The organism is Niveispirillum fermenti (genome assembly GCF_052474395.1).
The window spans coordinates 416,128-434,279 of sequence record NZ_CP156679.1; the positions used below are offsets into that span (position 1 = coordinate 416,128).

17 protein-coding genes are annotated in these 18,152 nt (G+C 68.1%); 8 read left to right on the top strand and 9 right to left on the bottom strand.

Going from position 1 to position 18,152, the window contains the following annotated elements:
• The first annotated feature begins 11 nt into the window (after positions 1 to 11).
• From ABC728_RS06195 to ABC728_RS06205, 3 genes are all read left to right on the top strand, one after another.
• Entirely contained in the window at positions 12 to 260 is a 249-nt protein-coding gene (locus ABC728_RS06195) for a DUF1272 domain-containing protein (RefSeq protein WP_416619131.1), read from the top strand.
• Positions 261 to 349: 89 nt separating this feature from the next.
• Complete coding sequence (gene recR, locus ABC728_RS06200; protein WP_416619130.1) at positions 350 to 943, top strand: recombination mediator RecR; 594 nt, start codon at positions 350 to 352, stop codon at positions 941 to 943.
• A gap of 360 nt (positions 944 to 1,303) precedes the next feature.
• Positions 1,304 to 2,557, top strand: coding sequence for a polyhydroxyalkanoate depolymerase (locus tag ABC728_RS06205; protein ID WP_416619129.1), 1,254 nt, complete (start codon positions 1,304 to 1,306; stop codon positions 2,555 to 2,557).
• A 131-nt stretch (positions 2,558 to 2,688) separates the two neighbouring features.
• Here ABC728_RS06205 and hrpB read toward each other — a convergent pair whose 3' ends face one another.
• Positions 2,689 to 5,184 carry an ATP-dependent helicase HrpB gene (gene hrpB / locus ABC728_RS06210; protein WP_416619273.1) on the bottom strand — a complete coding sequence of 832 codons (2,496 nt, stop codon included), beginning with the start codon at positions 5,182 to 5,184 and terminating at the stop codon, positions 2,689 to 2,691.
• Positions 5,185 to 5,464: 280 nt separating this feature from the next.
• Here hrpB and ABC728_RS06215 point away from each other — a divergent pair, with 280 nt between their 5' ends.
• From ABC728_RS06215 to ABC728_RS06225, 3 genes are read left to right on the top strand one after another with little or no spacing between them, the layout of a single operon-like run.
• The gene (locus ABC728_RS06215) at positions 5,465 to 6,406 is read left to right on the top strand and encodes an acetaldehyde dehydrogenase (acetylating) (RefSeq protein ID WP_416619128.1); all 942 of its coding nucleotides are present in this window, start codon (positions 5,465 to 5,467) and stop codon (positions 6,404 to 6,406) included.
• A complete protein-coding gene (gene dmpG, locus ABC728_RS06220) occupies positions 6,403 to 7,446 on the top strand; it encodes a 4-hydroxy-2-oxovalerate aldolase (protein ID WP_416619127.1) in 1,044 nt (347 codons plus the stop codon). Before ABC728_RS06215 ends, dmpG begins: the two co-directional genes overlap by 4 nt.
• Positions 7,447 to 7,465: 19 nt before the next feature.
• Positions 7,466 to 8,269 (top strand): 2-keto-4-pentenoate hydratase, encoded by an 804-nt coding sequence (locus ABC728_RS06225; RefSeq protein ID WP_416619126.1) that lies wholly within the window; start codon positions 7,466 to 7,468, stop codon positions 8,267 to 8,269.
• 53 nt (positions 8,270 to 8,322) lie between these two features.
• Here the strand turns inward: ABC728_RS06225 and ABC728_RS06230 are convergent, their stop codons facing one another.
• From ABC728_RS06230 to ABC728_RS06240, 3 genes are all read right to left on the bottom strand, one after another.
• Positions 8,323 to 9,153: an IclR family transcriptional regulator gene (locus tag ABC728_RS06230; RefSeq protein ID WP_416619125.1), complete on the bottom strand. Its 831-nt coding sequence runs from the start codon at positions 9,151 to 9,153 to the stop codon at positions 8,323 to 8,325.
• Complete coding sequence (locus tag ABC728_RS06235; RefSeq protein ID WP_416619124.1) at positions 9,153 to 9,965, bottom strand: IclR family transcriptional regulator; 813 nt, start codon at positions 9,963 to 9,965, stop codon at positions 9,153 to 9,155. Before ABC728_RS06235 ends, ABC728_RS06230 begins: the two co-directional genes overlap by 1 nt.
• Positions 9,966 to 10,032: 67 nt before the next feature.
• Entirely contained in the window at positions 10,033 to 10,455 is a 423-nt protein-coding gene (locus tag ABC728_RS06240) for a VOC family protein (protein ID WP_416619123.1), read from the bottom strand.
• 209 nt (positions 10,456 to 10,664) lie between these two features.
• Between ABC728_RS06240 and ABC728_RS06245 the strand changes: the two genes are divergently transcribed.
• Together ABC728_RS06245 and ABC728_RS06250 are read left to right on the top strand one after the other, a co-directional pair.
• Positions 10,665 to 11,699: a zinc-dependent alcohol dehydrogenase gene (locus tag ABC728_RS06245; protein ID WP_416619122.1), complete on the top strand. Its 1,035-nt coding sequence runs from the start codon at positions 10,665 to 10,667 to the stop codon at positions 11,697 to 11,699.
• Positions 11,700 to 11,752: 53 nt separating this feature from the next.
• On the top strand, positions 11,753 to 13,063 hold the full coding sequence (locus tag ABC728_RS06250; RefSeq protein ID WP_416619121.1) for an MFS transporter: 1,311 nt from the start codon (positions 11,753 to 11,755) through the stop codon (positions 13,061 to 13,063).
• Here ABC728_RS06250 and ABC728_RS06255 read toward each other — a convergent pair.
• The 5 genes from ABC728_RS06255 to ABC728_RS06275 all read right to left on the bottom strand — a co-directional run bounded on the left by ABC728_RS06255 (position 13,042) and on the right by ABC728_RS06275 (position 18,099).
• Positions 13,042 to 14,022 carry a PDR/VanB family oxidoreductase gene (locus tag ABC728_RS06255; RefSeq protein ID WP_416619120.1) on the bottom strand — a complete coding sequence of 327 codons (981 nt, stop codon included), beginning with the start codon at positions 14,020 to 14,022 and terminating at the stop codon, positions 13,042 to 13,044. The two genes, ABC728_RS06250 and ABC728_RS06255, sit on opposite strands and share 22 nt — an antisense overlap.
• A 23-nt stretch (positions 14,023 to 14,045) precedes the next feature.
• Positions 14,046 to 14,777 carry a GntR family transcriptional regulator gene (locus ABC728_RS06260; RefSeq protein WP_416619119.1) on the bottom strand — a complete coding sequence of 244 codons (732 nt, stop codon included), beginning with the start codon at positions 14,775 to 14,777 and terminating at the stop codon, positions 14,046 to 14,048.
• Positions 14,778 to 14,813: 36 nt separating this feature from the next.
• Positions 14,814 to 15,857: an aromatic ring-hydroxylating dioxygenase subunit alpha gene (locus tag ABC728_RS06265; RefSeq protein ID WP_416619118.1), complete on the bottom strand. Its 1,044-nt coding sequence runs from the start codon at positions 15,855 to 15,857 to the stop codon at positions 14,814 to 14,816.
• Positions 15,858 to 15,991: 134 nt separating this feature from the next.
• Positions 15,992 to 16,462, bottom strand: coding sequence for a MarR family winged helix-turn-helix transcriptional regulator (locus ABC728_RS06270; protein WP_416619117.1), 471 nt, complete (start codon positions 16,460 to 16,462; stop codon positions 15,992 to 15,994).
• A gap of 104 nt (positions 16,463 to 16,566) precedes the next feature.
• On the bottom strand, positions 16,567 to 18,099 hold the full coding sequence (locus tag ABC728_RS06275; RefSeq protein WP_416619116.1) for an AMP-binding protein: 1,533 nt from the start codon (positions 18,097 to 18,099) through the stop codon (positions 16,567 to 16,569).
• Positions 18,100 to 18,152 lie beyond the last annotated feature (53 nt).

The following is an 18,152-nucleotide window of genomic DNA, read 5'->3' on the forward strand; positions in this document are numbered from 1 at the left end:
GGAGGGTTAAGATGCTGGAAATGCGGCCGGGATGCGAATGCTGTGACCGGGACCTGCCGGCCGACAGTCCGGATGCCCTGATCTGTTCCTTCGAATGCACGTTCTGCCGGACGTGTGTGGAGGATGTGCTGAAGGGCCGCTGCCCCAATTGTGGGGGTGGATTCGCCGCGCGCCCCCCGCGATCGCGGGAGAAATGGGCAAAGTATCCGCCCGGCGTGGACCGCGTCGTGAAGCCGGGCGGCTGCGCCGTGGGGTTCTGATCCCCCGTGCCCGCCGCCCGCGGCATGCCCCGTCCGGCGGGTCCCGTTTTGCGCTGGAACATTCGGCGAACATCTTGTAGCGTCGCCGCATGATCGGACCTGAAATCGACCGCCTGATCCAGTTGCTTGCCAAGCTGCCCGGTCTTGGGCCGCGGTCGGCACGCCGTGTCGCGCTGCACCTGATCAAGCGCCGGGACAGCCTGATGCTGCCATTGGGGGAGGCGGTGACGGCCGCAGCGGCGGGTATCCGCACCTGTTCGGTCTGCGGCAACCTGGACAGCCGCGATCCCTGCCATATCTGCGCCGACGGCACGCGCGACGGCGCGCTGCTGTGCGTGGTGGAGGATGTGGGCGACCTGTGGGCCCTGGAACGGACCGGCGCCTATCGCGGCCGCTATCACGTGCTGGGTGGTACCTTGTCGGCGCTGGACGGGGTCGGGCCGGACGATCTGTCCATCCCCGCCCTGCTGGACCGTGCGGCACGGCCGGAGGTGGGGGAGGTCATCCTGGCGCTCAACGCCACCGTTGGTGGCCAGACCACGGCGCATTACCTGTCCGACCGGCTGGCCGGCTGTGGTGTCCGCCTGTCGCGGCTGGCGCATGGCGTGCCGGTCGGGGGCGAACTGGATTATCTGGACGATGGCACGCTGACCGCGGCCCTGCGATCCCGGCGCAGCCTGTGACATCCACCGGCGGGCCCGCGGGTGGCCCGGCACCGGGCGTCGCCAACCGTCCGGCAGGGCGGAATCCATTCGCATGTTTGAACCGGGATTCCAGCGGAATGCTTACACCGCGCGCGGTATCCGGGTATGTCTGCATTAATATTGCCCAATCAATGGGCAGGTGAGACCGGTGTCACACCGGCTTGCGACTTCCCGTCTCCTTCGGGAAGGTCTTAACTGTTTCGTTATTTATCTGTTGCAACATCTGTTTGAACGGATAGGCTATGCCGCGTGGCTGAGCCTCGTGAAAAAGGCTTAACGCGATTGGTTGGGTTGGGGACCCATCCGGATGGGTGGGCCGGGGTCGAAAGGGAATTGTCAGTGCTCTATCACCTGTACGATCTGCATCATGCCGCCTTGACGCCCCTGCGCCTGATGGCGGAAGCCACGCAGCAGACTTTCCAGAATCCGTTTCTGCCGGCCTCCTATACCCAGGTGGGGCGCGCCGTGGCGGCTGGTGCCGAACTGATTGAGCGCACGACCCGCCGCTGGGGCAAACCTGATTTCGGCCTGCCCACGACGCGCATCAATGGCCGTGACGTGGCGGTGACGGAACGTGTCGTGGTGGAACGGCCGTTCGGCAATCTGGTGCGGTTCGAGCGGGCGGCGCCGACCGATGATCCCAAGCTGCTGCTGGTGGCGCCCATGTCGGGCCATTACGCCACGCTGTTGCGCGGCACGGTCCAGGCGCTGATGCCCAATCACGATGTCTATATCACCGATTGGCACGATGCCAAGCTGATCCCGCTGTCGCGCGGCCGCTTCGATCTGGAAGATTACATCGACTATGTGATGGACTTCATCCGCCATCTGGGGCCGAACACGCATGTCATGGCTGTGTGTCAGCCGGCCGTGCCGACGCTGGCCGCCGTGGCGCTGATGGCCCAGTTGGACGATCCGTGCCAGCCATCTTCCATGACCCTGATGGGCGGCCCGCTGGATACGGCGGCGGCCCCCACCGTGGTGACCAAGCTGGCCGAGGACAAGGATATCGGCTGGTTCGAGCGCAATGTCATCACGACGGTGCCGTTCTACTATCCCGGCGCGCTGCGCCAGGTCTATCCGGGCTTCGTGCAGTTGACGGGCTTCATGTCCATGAACCTGGACCGCCATGTGGGCGAGCATCTGAAGCTGTTCCGCCATCTGGTGCAGGGCGACGGCGACAGTGCGGAGGCGCATCGGAAATTCTATGACGAATATCTGTCTGTCATGGACCTGACGGCGGAATTCTATCTGCAGACCGTCAATCAGGTGTTCCAGGAGCGCGCGCTGCCCACGGGCCGGATGAAGTGGCGCGGCATGACGGTCGATCCGTCAGCCATCGAGAAGACGGCCCTGATGACGGTCGAAGGCGAGTTGGACGACATCTCGGCCCCCGGCCAGACCATCGCGGCCCATACCATGTGTTCCAGCATTCCCGCGGCGAAGAAGCACAACCATCTTCAGAAGTCCGTCGGCCATTATGGTATTTTCAACGGCCGCAAATGGCGCGAAGATATCGAGCCGCGTGTGCGCCGTTTCATCCTGGAGAATGACGCGGTGCGCGCCGGGCGGAAAACCACCGCCGCGGCCTGAGGGCAGGGGGAAACCACGATAAAGGCAGGGGGCGCCGTTCCGTTGGGCCGGCGCCCCTTTTCATTGGTGCGCCCCTTTTCATTGACCCGGGGGCCCTTGAATTTCACGGTCCCGGCTTTCCGGCCGGGCTGTCACGTCCCGCGCCGCTTGGCCCGGGCCGTCGGTTCGGCGATCAGCGGATCGTCGGGCCAGTAATGCCGTGGATAGCGCCCGGCCAGTTCCTTCTTCACCTCACGGTAGGAGCCGGACCAGAATCCGGCCAGGTCGCGCGTCACCTGCACGGGCCGGTGGGCCGGCGACAGCAGATGCAGCAGCACGGGAATGCGGCCGCCGCCCAGGCGTGGGGTTTCCGCCAGCCCGAACAGTTCCTGCAGGCGCACGGCCAGCACCGGCTCCTGCCCGCTGTAATCGATGGGGATGCGGTTGCCGGTGGGCACGGTCAGGTGGGTGGGGATTTCCGCATCCATGGCCTGGCGCTGGTTCCAGTCCAGGAGGCCTGTCACGGCGGAATGCAGGTCGATCCGGTCCAGGTGGGACCGGCGCGTGACGCCGGACAGATAGGGTCCCAGCCAGGTCTCCAGCCCGTCCAGCAGCGCTTCATCGCCGATATCGGGCCACCGTTCCGGCGCGGCACGGTGCAGGAAGGCGACGCGGCGGCGCCAGCCCTCCAGTTCCTTCGTCCAGGGCAGGCAGCCCAGCCCCATGGACCGGATACCTTCCAGCATGGCCGGCAGCACGAGGTCGGCCGGCGGGGTGGCCAGTGCCTCGTCCTTCAGCGACAGTTCGAACAGCCGCCGCCGGCGACGGGCCTGCACCATCTGTTCCCGATGATCCCAGGCGACCTCCGTCCGGATGCGGATATCGTCGGCGAAGGCTTCTTCCAGTGCCGGCTGGCTGACGGGGGCGGCCAGGAAGATGCGGGCGTCGCGCCCCTGGCCGTCCAGATCGGCCACGGCCAGCAGGTCGCAGGCGGCCAGCGCGTCGGTGGGGTCCAGCATGGCACCCCGCCCGCCTGACAGACGGAATTGCCCGGCCGCTCCCGGCCGGCGCTGGCCGATACGGTCCGGATAGGCCAGGGCCAGCAGCAGCCCGGCATCGTCGTGATCGACGGAGCCGGGCGGGCCGCCGGCCTGCCGCTCCAACTGCCGCGCCTGATCCAAAACCTGGTGCAGCGCGGAGCGCTCCACCTCGCCCCACCGCCCGCGTTCGTCCAGATGTTCCAGCCTGGTGCGCAGGTCGGCATCGCGCCGCCCGCCGCCGCGCAGGATGTCGCGTTCCCCGATCAGGGCGGCCACGCGGCAGGCCAGGCGTGTGCGGCCCAGCGCGCGGCCCCGCAGCACCAGATGCGCCAGCCGGGGATGCACGCCCAGCCCGGCCATGGCCTTGCCGTGCGCCGTGATGCGCAACCCGTCATCCAGCGCGCCCAGTTGCTGGAGCAGGCGCCGCGCCTGGGCCAGGGCCGGGGCCGGCGGGGCATCCAGCCACGCCAGCTCGTCCGCATCCACGATGCCCCATTGCGCCAGTTCCAGGGCCAGCGGCGCCAGATCGGCGCGGGTGATCTCTGCCGTGGTGAAGGGCAGCAGCGCGCGGTCCGACGCTTCCGACCACAGGCGGTAGCAGATGCCGGCCGACAGGCGCCCGGCGCGGCCCCGCCGCTGGTCCGCCGATGCGCGGGAAGCGCGCAACGTCTCCAGCCGGCCCATGCCGCTGCGCGGGTCGAAGCGCTGAAGGCGCGACAGGCCGCTATCCACGACGATGCGGATGCCTTCGATGGTCAGACTGGTCTCCGCGATCGATGTGGCCAGCACCAGCTTGCGCTGGCCGGCCGGCGCGGGGCGGATGGCCCTGTCCTGCGCTTCCAGCGTCATGTCGCCGTAAAGCGGGGTGACCAGGGTACCAGCGGGCAGCGGCCCGCCGGCCAGCAGCCGTTCCACCCGCCGGATCTCGCCGCTGCCCGGCAGGAAGGCCAGCAGGCTGCCTTCCTCTTCCACCAGGGCGCGGCGGATGGTGCGGGCCATATGTTCGTCCGGCCGGTCGGTCGGACCGGGCTCGGCCCAGCGCGTTTCCACCGGATAGGCGCGGCCCTGCGAGCTGATCAGCGGCGCGTCGCCCAGCAGGGCCGCCACGGGACCGCCATCCAGCGTGGCCGACATCACGACCAGCCGCAGGTCGTCACGCAGCAGGGCCCGCGATTGCAGACAGAAGGCCAGCGCCAGATCGGCATCCAGGCTGCGTTCGTGGAATTCGTCGAACAGCACGGCGGCCACCCCGTCCAGCGACGGATCGGATTGCAGACGGCGCAGGAAGAGGCCTTCCGTCACCACCTCGATCCGGGTTGCCGCCGACACGCGGCTGTCCAGCCGCACGCGGTAACCGACGGTCTGCCCGACCTCCTCCCCCAGCATCGCGGCCATGCGCCGGGCGGCCCCCCTTGCCGCCAGCCGGCGGGGTTCCAGCATGATGATGCTGCCACCCCCCCGCCAGGGCTGGTCCAGCAGGGCCAGCGGCACGCGCGTCGTCTTGCCGGCGCCGGGCGGGGCCTGCAGGACGGCGGTCGTGCCGGTGTCGAGCGCCGACAGCAGCGCCGGCAGGGCATCATCGATGGGAAGGGCGGGCAGATCGTGCATGCCGATGCTATAGCCGCTGCCGGGCGGGGAGGCCAGTGGCATGGCGCGGGCGGATGCCGCATCCTGCGGGTCGCCGGGCATGGCCGGCCGGCCGCGGGATGGCTATCGGCCTGTGGAGCCCTTTGCCCGCATGGCGGCAGGGCAGGCTGTGGTCTGATTGGCATCAATTCCCGCTGAGCGGGAGTTGATGGGGTTCTGAAATTTGCCCGCCGCCGCTCTGCCGCCTATCGTCCGGCGTGGCGGAACGGCGTTCCCGCCTGAGGCAGCGAGGGAGGATGGCGTGGGCAAGGTGAAGGCCGCGATCATCGGGTCGGGGAATATCGGCACCGACCTGATGATCAAGATGGTGAAATATCCCCGGAACATGGAACTGGCGGCCGTGGTGGGCATCGATGCCGCTTCCGAAGGGCTGGCCCTGGCGCGCGAGCGCGGCGTGGCAACGACGCATGAGGGGCTGGACGGGCTGCGGGCCATGCCCTGCTATCCCGACATCGACATCGTGTTCGACGCCACGTCGGCCTATGCGCACAAGCTGCATGACGCGGCCCTGCGCGCCGACGGCAAGAAGGTCATCGACCTGACGCCGGCCGCCATCGGCCCGTTCGTGGTGCCGCCGGTGAACCTGGATGCGCACCTGAACCAGGGCAACATGAACATGGTGACCTGCGGCGGCCAGGCGACCATCCCCATGGTCGCGGCCGTTTCCAGCGTGGCCAAGGTTCATTATGCCGAGATCATCGCGTCGGTCGCCTCCCGCTCTGCCGGTCCGGGCACGCGCGCCAATATCGATGAATTCACGCGCACGACCGCAAGCGCCATCGAGAAGGTGGGCGGTGCCACCCGCGGCAAGGCCATCATCATCCTGAATCCGGCCGAGCCGCCGATGATCATGCGCGACACCGTCTTCACCCTGTCCGAGGGTGCCGACGAGGATGCCATTCGCGCCGCCGTGCATGCCATGGTGGCCAAGGTGCAGGCCTATGTTCCGGGCTACCGCCTGAAGCAGGAGGTGCAGTTCGAGCGGTTCGGCGACAATAACCGCCTGAAGATCCCCGGCCAGGGTGAATTTACCGGCATCAAGACTTCCATCTTCCTGGAGGTGGAAGGGGCCGGCGATTATCTGGCGACATATTCCGGCAATCTCGACATCATGACGGCGGCGGCCAAGGCCACGGGCGATATGCTGGCCCAGCGCATCGCCGCCGGGAGGAACGCGGCATGACCGGCTTCAACCCCGCCAGCGACAAGCTTTATATCCAGGATGTGACGTTGCGTGACGGCATGCACGCCATCCGCCACATGTACGGGCTGGACCATGTGAAGGCCATCGCCAGCGCGCTGGACCGTGCCGGCGTGGACGCGATCGAGGTGGCGCACGGCGACGGCCTGTCCGGCGCCAGCTTCAACTATGGCTTCGGCGCCCATACGGACTGGGAATGGCTGGAGGCCGTGGCATCCGTCCTGTCCCGCGCCGTCCTGACCACGCTGATCCTGCCGGGCGTCGGCACCGCCGATGAACTGCGCCGTGCCTATGAACTGGGCGTGCGGTCGGTGCGGGTGGCCACGCATTGCACCGAAGCCGACGTCTCCAAGCAGCATATCGGCATTGCCCGCGATCTGGGCATGGACGTGTCCGGCTTCCTGATGATGAGCCACATGATCGAGCCGGAACGGCTGGCGGAGCAGGCCAGGCTGATGGAAAGCTATGGCGCGCAGTGCGTCTATGTCACCGACAGCGGCGGGGCGCTGGACATGGATGGCGTGCGCGACCGGCTGCGGGCCTATGATCGGGTGCTGAAGCCGGAGACGCAGCGCGGCATCCACGCCCATCACAACCTGTCGCTGGGCGTGGCCAATTCCATCGTGGCGGCCCAGGAAGGGGCCGTGCGCATCGATGCCAGCCTGACGGGCATGGGCGCAGGTGCCGGCAACGCCCCGCTGGAGGTGTTCATCGCGGCGGCCGACCGCAAGGGCTGGAACCATGGCTGCGACGTGAACGCCCTGATGGACGCGGCAGAGGATCTGGTGCGCCCCTTGCAGGATCGTCCCGTGCGCGTGGACCGGGAAACGCTGGCGCTGGGCTATGCCGGCGTCTATTCCAGCTTCCTGCGCCATGCGGAAAAGGCATCGCAGGAATATGGCATCGACACCCGTGCCATCCTGGTGGAACTGGGCCGCCGCAAGATGGTCGGCGGGCAGGAGGACATGATCGTCGATGTGGCGCTGGACCTGCTGAAGGCCGGCGCCGGCAAGGCCGCGTGATTGGGGAAGGAAACAGGGAATGTCTGAACGGGACGATCGGAAGGAAGTGGTGCTGGCCGACATGGCCGCCCGCCTGCGCAACGCCTATCGCCAGGGCCCCGTGGCGCCGCTGCGCCATGAATTGCCGGAAGCGGACCTGGATACGGCCTATCGCATCCAGTCGCTGAACACGGCGCATTGGCTGGAACAGGGTCGGCGGCTGGTCGGCCGCAAGATCGGCCTGACCTCCGTTGCGGTGCAGAAGCAGCTTGGCGTCGACCAGCCCGATTACGGCATGCTGTTCGATGACATGGCCATCCTGGACGGTGGCAGCGTGCCGGCCGGCACGCTGCTGCAGCCCCGGATCGAGGCGGAGGTGGCCTTCGTCCTGAAACAGCCGCTGGACCGTGAAAAGCTGCTGCTGCCCGATGTCGTGAAGGCCATCGACTTCGCCCTGCCGGCGCTGGAAATCGTCGACAGCCGTATCGCCGGCTGGGATATCGGCATCGTCGACACCATCGCCGACAACGCTTCTTCCGGTCTGTTCGTGCTGGGTACCACGCCCGTGCCGATCGACCGGTTCGACCTGCGCCTGTGCGGCATGGTCATGGAACGCAATGGCGACCCGGTTTCGCTGGGCGTTGGTGCGGCCTGCCTGGGCAACCCGCTGAACGCGCTGATCTGGCTGGCCGAGCGGATGGCCGCCGTCGGCTATCCGCTGGGACCGGGCGACGTGGTCCTGTCCGGTGCGCTGGGTGCCATGGTTCCGGCCAAGCCTGGCGAGCGGTACGAGGCGTCGATCGGTGGCCTGGGATCGGTCCGCGTCAGCTTTGCCGCGGATTGATGTGGATGTTGCATAACCGGTCACGTATCTGCGGGACCGGTTTTCCTGGTCGATCAGGGCAGGTGCAGCCGGATATCGTCCGCCGCGATATGCTGGAAGGGTGACCGGTAAAGGTCCGGTTCGGCCCGGACCATGGCTTCAAGCTGGTCGCGGGCGGCCAGCAGGGCCGCCGGCAGGGCCAGTTCCCCGGGGCGCAGCACGGGCCCGTTGGCCGTGATCGCGGCCAGCGCGATACCGTCGCCCGCCCGGATGGGCAATGCGGCCGCCTGGAAGCCGGGGGCCAGCGCGATGGGCTGTGCCACGAAGCCATCCGCCACGGCGGCGGCCAGCCGGCTTTCCAGCGCGTCCCAGCCATCCGCTGGAACCCGGTCCGGATAATGCGCCGTGACGAACCGCCGGTAACCCGCCCTTTCCTCTGCCGGCAGGCCGGCCAGGATGGCGGGTGCTGCCAGCCCGTCATGCAGCAGGACCGCCTCGCCCAGCCGGTCGCGGTGATAGATGTCGTTGCTGCCATAGGCCCCGCCGATGCGCAGTCCGAACCATCCCAGCCGCACGGACAGCGACACGGTTTCCCCGATCGCATGGGCCAGCGTGCGCAGCACGGGCCGGCTGGCCTTGTGCAGGTGGAACCGGTTGAACAGCGCCCGGTTCAGCAATTGCGGCATCTGGCCGACTTCATATCGCGGCGTGTTCTGGTAGCGGCTGAGATAGCCCGCTTCCTCCAGCGTCACCAGCGCGCGATAGACGGTGGAGGCGGGCAGCGCCATCAGACGGCTGATCTCTGTCACGCCCATCGGCTCCTCGGCCTCCGCCACGAAACGCAGCACCTCGAACACGTGGGAGGCCGATGAATTGATGACGGCACGGCTGGACGGGGCGGGCATCAATTGATCTCCACATGCGCCGCGTCTGCGGCATAGAGCCGGGTGCGGCTGCACAACTCGTCGATCAGGCGTCGCAGTTCGGGCAGCAGCCTTTGCAGTTCGCCTTCCATCCGCTCCACGGGGCCGCCGACCGACAGGACGCCGTGCAGCCGGTTTTCCGCATCCACGATGGGAAAGCCCATGGCCAGCATGGGCAGCGGCCCTTCCCGCCGGACCATGGCATAGCCCTGACGGCGGATGGCCCGGATATCGGCCCAAAGCTGTTCGGCCGTCATGGCCCGGTTGGACGGGGGGATGGTCAGCGGGCTGTGGCGGGCGATATATTCCTCTATCTCCCGGTCAGTGCAGGATGCCAGCATCACCCGGCCCGATGCGGGCACGTGCAGGGGGCGCAGGCCCCCGATCTCCATTCGCCATGTGCCGGGCCGCTTGGTTTCAATGCCGTCGATGAAGACGGCATAATCCAGGCCCCGCACCATCAGGCTGACCGTTTCCCCGGTCAGGGCGTGGATTTTCTGCACATAGGGGGCGCACAGGCTGCGGAAATCCGGTTCCAGCGCCGTGCGGCTTTGCAGTTCCAGCACGCGGAAGCCAAGCTGATAGCGCGCGCCAGAGGCGTCGCGCACCAGATAGCCCTGATCCACCAGCGTGGTCAGCGCCCGGTAGATCATGTTCTTGGTCATGCCGAGCAGTTGTGACAGTTCCGTCACGCCATAGCCGGGCGCATCGGCCGCAAAGCAGGAAAGGACCTGCAGGGTGCGGGCCGTGGCCTTGTTCTGGCCCCGGTCGGAAGGATCGGCATGTTGCGTCAATGAGGTTTCCTGTTGCCTGGCACCGGTAAGGCCCGACGGCATGGCCGGGCCTGTTTCGCGGCAGAGCCTATCCTACCGTGGTCCCGGCGCCAATATCCGCCCCGCCCGCTGCTGCCCCGCCCGCTGCTGCCCCGCCCGTTGCCGCGCGCGCGAAAAGCTGGAACACATTGCCTTCGGGGTCGGCACAGGTGACGGTGCGGCCATGGCCGCCCATGTTACGCCGGTCCAGGATGCGCCCGCCGGCCTGCTCCACCGCGGCGGCCACGGCGTCGGGGTCATCTGCCTCGAAGGTCACGGTGGCGCCCTTGTCGCCGGCCCCGGCCTCTGCCGGGCTGGCCAGCGCGAAATTGCCCCCGCCCAGGCCGAACTGCGTCCAGGCGTCCCCGTCGCGGAACTTCAGCACGGCCCCCAGCGCCTGGCCATAGAAGCCGGCCATCCGCTCCATATCATGGGCCACCACATAGATGTTCTGAATCCTGCGGATCGGCATGTCCACCCTGTCCTTCCTGCTTGGTCTATATCATGGAATGTGATCTGATATCCATAACATGAAGCGACAATGGGGAAAGGCGCGGGGTGCATGAGTTTTCCGGCGCCGCCATTCCACGAAATCGCCTGAATGGCCGGCCCCGGTCACGTACCATCGGGGTTCAGGTCGTGAGAAACGGGCACAGACCCGGAGCCGGGGGGACGTTGGACATGTTGGCATTGCGCAAGACGGAAGCGGGGCAGGGACTGGCCCTGGTCGATCTGCCGCCGCCGCCGGAACCGGGGCCGGGACAGGTGCGCATCCGTGTCGCCGCCACCGGCATCTGCGGCACGGACCTGGCCATCGATCGCTGGACGCCATCCTATGCCGGCTTCATGGCATCGGTGCTGCCCGTGACGCTGGGGCATGAGACGGTGGGCCACATCGTTTCGGTGGGGGATGGCGTCGACGCGGGACGGGTCGGCCGGACCGTCGTGGTCAATCCGGCCGTGGCCTGTGGTGCCTGCGGCCCCTGCCGGGCCGGCGACCCCGTCGGCTGTGCGGCGCGCCAGCCTGTCGGGTTGGTCCGCGACGGGGCCTTTGCGCCCTTCCTGCTGGCGCCGGCCGATTATTGCTATGACCTGCCCGATAATGTGCCCGTGGAACTGGGCGCGCTGGCCGAGCCGCTGTCGGTCGGGGCGCATGCGCTGTCGGTCGGCGGCTTCCGGCCGGGCATGCGCGTCGTCGTGCTGGGGCCCGGTCCCATCGGGCAGGGCGTGGCGGCACTGGCCCGTCATCTGGGCGCGGCACAGGTGGCCATCGTCGGCCAGGATGACGGGCCGCGCCTGGAGGTGCTGCGCGGGATGGGGTTCCAGCATTGCGTCGACCGGGCATGCGACGGCGCCGATGCGGAACTGGCCCGGCTGGCCGGTGACGGTTTCGATCTGGCCGTGGAGGCGGCGGGCGTGGGGGCGGCCATCGATCAGGGTCTGGCGCTTTTGCGGTCGCGCGGGGTGCTGGTGGCGGCCGGCATGCCGGAACGGCCGGCGACGGTCGACATCATGCGGCTGGTGAAATACCGGCTGGAAATCCGGGGTGCCTCCCGCATCCCGCCATCGGCCTGGGGGGTGGTGCTGTCGGCGCTGGCCGCGGCGCCGTCGGCCTTGGCCCCGCTGATCACCCACCGTTTTCCCCTGGCCCAGGCCGATGCGGCGCTGCGCCTGTGTCATGGCCGCACACCGTCGAAGGTGCTGCTGCTGCCCTGACGGGGCCTCGCCGGACCCGGCCTCCTCCCTTCCGCTGGATGAATGGACAGAAGATGCAGACCGACGGAACCGCCGCCGCGCGGGTGTCGCGCTATTCCTGGTATGTGCTGGGGATGCTCTATGCGGTCTATGTGATGAACATGGCCGACCGCCAGATCCTGGGCATCCTGGCGGAGGATGTGAAGCGCGACCTGGGGCTCAGCGACGGGCAGATGGGCCTGCTGGCCGGTCCGGCCATCGCCTTCTTCTATGCGGTGCTGGGCATTCCCATGGCCTATGTGGCCGACCGGATCAACCGTGTGCGCTTCCTGGGCGTCTGCCTGACGGTGTGGAGCGTGATGACGGCGCTGGGCGGCCGGGCGGGCAACCTGCTGGAACTGGCCATGACCCGCATCGGTGTTTCGGTGGCGGAGGCGGGGTCGACTCCGGCCTCCATCTCCCTGATCGGCGATTATTTTCCACCGGCCCGCCGGGCGACGGCCATGGCGATCCTGTCATCGGGTTCCACCCTGGGCATCCTGATCAGCTTCGCGCTGGGCGGCTGGCTGAACGAATGGCTGGGCTGGCGCGCCACCTTCCTGGCGGCCGGGGTGCCGGGCGTGCTGCTGGCCGTGATGCTTGTCCTGACGGTGCGGGAACCGGTGCGCGGCGCGCGGGACGCAGCCGGCGCCGCCCCACCGCCCTCGCTGTCCATGCTGCGCACCATGGGGCATCTCTGGCGCATTCCCCTGTTCCGGCAGACGGTGGTGGCCGCCATCTTCTGCAATTTCTGCGTCTTCGCGGTGCTGGCCTGGGCGCCGGCCTATGCGGTGCGCAGCTTCGGGCTGGGCAGCGCGGAGGTCGGCCGCGTCATCGGGCTGGGCATCGCCGGGCTGAGCGGGGCCAGCATGATCCTGTCCGGCCTGGGTACCGACCATTTCGGCCGCCGGGGCATCTGGGTGCCGCTGAAGGCCGTGGCCCTGCTGCTGGCGCTGTCGGGCGTCTGCTTCGGGCTGTCGCTGCTGGCCGATGATTTTGTCACCTTCGCCGCCCTGTTCATCCTGGGCTATGCGCTGCTGGTGACCAATGCGCCGCTGGTGCTGGCCGTTCTGCAGATGAAGGCGCCGGCCAATATGCGGGCCATGGCGACGGCGCTGATGCTGCTGGCGGTGGCGCTGGGGGCCAGCGTGCCGGCCCCCATGCTGGTGGGCTATGGCAGCGACCTGCTGCGTCCCCTGGTGGGGGCCGGCAGCCTGCGCCTGGCGCTGCTGCTGGTGCCGCTGGCGGCACTGGCCGGCGCCTGGCAGTTGCGCCGTGTGGCCCGGACGGCCCAGGCCGAGGCGGCGGCGATTGCCGGGGCCGGTCAGCCGGCCTTGGGGCGATAGCCGGTATCGATGGTGGCCCGCCCGCCCGCGATGCGGGAGACACAGGCGCACATCCTGTCGCCCCGCTGTTTTTCCGCGTCCGACAGGAAGACGTCGCGATGGTCGATATCGCCATCATGGTCCAGCACGTCGACCACGCACAGGCCGCATTCGCCCCGCCGGCAATCGGACAGGGCATGGATGCCGGCATCGGCCAGCGCATCCAGCATCGACCGGTCCGACGCCACCGTCACCGTCCGGTCATAGCCGGCGACGCGCACGCTGAACGGCACCTCCCCGAACCGCCCGGTATCGCCGAACACTTCATAGCGCAGCCGGCCGGGCGCCCGCCCGGCCGCCGCCCAGGCCTGGCGGGCCGCGTCCAGCATGGGCAGCGGGCCGCAGATGTAAAGCTCCCCTGCCGGCGGCAGGGCCGCGATCTCCCGTCCCAGATCGATCATCTGTCCCTGGTCCTGCGGGTAAAGCGACAGGCGGTCACCCAGGGCCGCGCGCAGCGGGGCCTGGAAAGGCATGGCATCCAGGCCCGGCCCGCCATAGGCCAGCCGCAGGTGCGCACCGCGGGCCGCCAGGGCCAGCGCCATGCCATAGATCGGCGTGATGCCGATGCCGCCGGCCAGCAGCAGATAATCCGGCGTCCGCCAGGACAGTTCGAACCGGTTCTCCGGCGTTGTGATGCGCACCGCGTCGCCGGTGGACAGGGTGAACATGAAGCGCGATCCGCCGCGGCTGTGGGGATGCAGCTTGACGGCCACGGCGACATGGCCCGGCGCGGCATCCGGCAGGCAGCTATAGGTTCGGATGGCGTGCCCGCCGGCAATCGCCACGCGGATGGCAATATGCGATCCGGGATCGAAGGCGGGCAGCGGGGTAGCGGCGGCGAATTCGATCCGCCGCACGCCCGTGGCGATATCCTCGGCGCGCGTGACGGTGGCGTCCAGCCAGACGGCTTCGTTCTTCATCCTGTTCCTCCAGAAGGGATTTGTCAGCCGCCGACCAGGGCCAGCGCCGGAAAGCGGTGGCGCGCTTCGCTGCCGCGTTCCATGACCTGTTCCAGGTTACGCCGGGCCAGCCGCGCATGTTCGCGGGCCACGGCTTCGGCCCGGGCGCCCTCGCGCAGGCCGATGGCCTCCACTATGGCGCGGTGCTGGGCCTGGGCCAGGGCCAGCGAATGGGGCACCACGGCCGCGCCCGGTTTCTCCAGAAAGGCGCTGGGCGAGGCGAATGGCAGGCGGGTGATGCGCTCGATCTCGCGTTCGATCGTCTCGCTGCCCGAAAGGCCGGACAGCAGGTCGTGGAACTGGGCGTTCAGCGCGACATAATCCTCCAGCGGCGGGTTGGCCGGGTCGGGCTGCATCAGCGCGTCGATGCCGTCCAGCACGCGGTTGATGGCCAGCATGCGCCGGGGCTCCACGCCGCGTTCGGCCGCCAGCCGTGCGGCCGTGCCTTCCAGCACGCCGCGCAGCTCGATGGCGTCGATGGCCTCGGCCAGGGTGAAGCGCCGGGGCATATGGCCGCCGGCCGGCACCCGTTCCAGCAGCCCTTCCTGTTCCAGCCGGGCCAGCGCGGCGCGGATGGGGGTGCGGGAGATGCCAAGCCGTTCGGCCAGCACCGGCTCCGACAGCCTTTCCCCCGGCGCCACGGCACCACACAGGATCAGGTCGCGGATACCGGCCAGGGCACGCACGGTCTGCGCGGCGTCCTTGTTGTAGCTCATGGCGCTGCCTTTCTCCGACCCTGGTCCCCGATGCTCCTATTCCGCCGCCAGGGCGGGGCGCTGCTCGCGTTCCATCATGCGATCGATCAGGCGGCGGGCCCACATCGATCCGGCATCGATATTCAGATTGTAGAAGACATGGCCGGGATTGGCATCGATGGCCTTCTGCTGGGCTTCCAGGATCTGCTCATCCTCGCGAAAGATGCGGGCAACCCCTTCGCGGATCTGGTGGGTGCGGGCCTGGTTGTGGATGTCGAAATTGCGGGAAAAGGCCCAGAAGTAATGGCAGGTGCCATTGCTTTCCGGTGTCAGGCAGTTGATGACGCGGCCATCCACCCCCTGGCTGCGGTCACCTTCCGGCGCGCCCGTGCCCGTGGGGGCGATGCCCACCTCGATGATGATGGTGGAAGGGGCCGTGAAATTGATGATCTGCCAGCGGTCCACATGGTCTTTGCGGCCAAGCTGGGCGGCCCAGAAGGGCGGCGCCTCGATATCGATCATCCAGCGGGTGATGGTGGCCGTATCGTCGGAATGCGTCGCGGTGAACGGTGCCTCCGCGACGGCCCGGTTGCCGATGGACCCGTTATGCACGAAGGTTTCATGCGTCAGGTCCATCAGGTTGTCCAGGACCAGCCGATAGTCGCACCGGACATGGATGACCTTGCCGTCGGCGGCCCAGGCCGGATCGTTGTTCCAATGGATATCGGGGATCAACGCCGGATCGGCCAGGGCTGGGTCGCCAGGCCATATCCACAGGAAGCGGTGACGTTCCACCAGCGGATAGGATTTCACGCAGGCGGACGGGTTGATGGTGTGTTGCGACGGCATGTATACACATCGGCCCGTATCATCATAGGTCAGGCCGTGATAGCCGCAGACCACTTGGTCGCCCTCCAGGCTGCCCAGCGACAGGGGTAGCAGGCGATGCCAGCACGAATCGGCCAGCGCCACGGGTGTTCCGTCCAGTTTTCGGTACAAAACGACGTGTTTCTCGCAGATGGTCCGGGCCATAAGGCTGCGCCCGACTTCCACGTCATAAGCGGCGACATACCAGGCGTTCAGGGGGAAGGTCCCACCCATCGTCACTCTCCCTATCGCTTTGTTTCTTGTCTTGGAAAGCTGTATACAGCTTGTCGGAGCGCGAGTCCACAGGCGTCATGCCGCCCCGGGGGGTGATCTGGTGATTGTTCGCAGTGCCGCCTGGGCGGCGCGTCTCAACCCGTATCGCCGTCGCTGTCGCCGGTGAAATGGAAACCGTCCAGCAGGGCCAGCAGCGCCACGCGGCCCGCCGGGCCCAGCGAGGATGTCAGTTCCTGCTCATAGGCGTCGTGGCGTGTCTGGATGGCGCGCATCTGTTCCTGCCCGTGGTCGGTCAGGTGCAGGCAATAGGACCGCCGGTCGGCGGGGGAGGGGGAGCGGACCAGCAGCCCGCGCCCTTCCAGCCCGTCCAGCAGCGGCACGAGGTTGGCACGCTTCAGCCCCAGCGCATCGCTGACCTGGGACTGGCTGAGGCCGGGATTGTCGCGGATCACGGTCATGATGGCGAACTGCGTCGGCCTGATGTCAAATTCCGACATGAACTGCGTGAACAGCGTGAAGGCTGCGATCTGCACCCGCCGCAACCGATAGCCGACTGATGATTGCAAGGCGGAAAGATCGATCCCGCCCCGTTCCTGTTCGTCCATGCCGCGCGCTCCGCCTGTTTTTCATCCGCAGGCGCAAACTATCGCCTTGTTCCCCGGACTTCGAGTATTTCGTTATGTCGCATTTCGTTATGTGAAGGATACCGTCAATCTGACGCGGCCTGTTGGCGCAGCAGGTGTTTTTGCACCTTGCCCGATCCGGTGCGCGGCAGACCGTCGGTGATCACCACGCGCTGCGGCCGTTTGTAGCGGGCGATACGGCCATCCAGATGGGCCATGATCTGCTGTTCCGTGACGACCTGACCCGCAGCCGGCACGATATAGGCCCAGCCCACCTCGCCCCAGCGCGGATCGGGCATGCCGATGACGGCCGCTTCCGCGATGGCGGGCAGTTCCAGGATGGCCGCCTCCACCTCCGCGGGATAGACGTTTTCCCCGCCGGAAATGAACATGTCCTTCTTGCGATCCACCAGATAGTAGAAACCGTCGCCGTCGCGCCGCGCGGCATCGCCGGTGCGCAGCCAGCCACCCTGCTCGGCCAGCGTCGGCAGTTCCGGCCGGTTCCAATAGCCGGGGGACAGGTTGGGGCCGCTGATCCACAACTCGCCGACCGCGCCGTCCGGTACATCCTGCCCGTCATCATCGACCAGCCGCAGCCGTAGGGTCGGGCCGGGCAGGCCGGCCGAGCCGGCCTTGGCCAGGATGCGCGCCCGGTCACCGACCGGCATGCCCAGCACGGTTCCCGCCTCGCTCATCCCATAGCCGTCGGCGATGGTGATCTGCTCCTCGCTGAAACGCCCGATCAGGGCGGCGGGCATGGGGGCGCCGCCTGTACACAGGGCCGTCATCCGGCGCAGCGGCGCGGGATCGTAACCGGGGTGCTGGCGCAGCGTCTGCGCCATTTGCGGCACGCACATGTAGTGGGTGATGCCCAGGGCCGGATCGGCCAGCCTCGCCATGGTCAGCGCGGGATCGAACCCGCGCGACAGCAGCAGCGTGCCCCCCTGGGTCAGCGGCGTGCGCACCATGGTGACCAGCCCGACGACATGGAACAGCGGCATGTCGCACAACAGCACGGATGCCGCCGTCACATGGTTCATCAGGCTGAAATTCACGGTCGTGAAGAACAGGTTGCTTTCCGTCAGCAAGGCGCCCTTCGGCCGCCCCGATGTGCCGGAAGTGTAAAGCAGCGTGCTGGGCCGGTCGGCAGGCTGGGCGGGCGGGCGGGTGTCTTGCATCGTCAGCCATGCCGCCTCCGCCGCTGCCAGCGGCAGCACCGCCGTGCGCTCCCGGCCGTCGGCGGCGGCCTTTGCCGTGTCCAGGAACTCTTCTTGTGCCAGCAGAAGCGCGGGGTCCGCATCGGCCACCTGGAAGGCCAGTTCCGGCACCGTCAGGCGCCAGTTCAGGGGAACGAAGATGGCGCCCGACCGTGCCGCCGCCAGATGCAGGATCGGCATGGCCGCGTCATTGCGGCCCAGTACGGCGATGCGCTGGCCCACAATGGCATTGCCCAGACGTCCGGCCAGCCAGGTGGCGCAGCGGTTCACCGCGCGGTCCAGCTCTGCATAGCTGTAGCGTCTGCCGCTGGTGAGGTCGGCCAGGGCGATCTTGTCCGGCTGTGCCCCGGCCTGGAAGGCCAGCGGGTCCGGGGCCGGCAGGAAGGGGAAGGGCGCGTTCATTCGCGTCGGGCTTTCCTCAAAAGACGGCGGATGGCGGCAGACTGTCCGGGAAG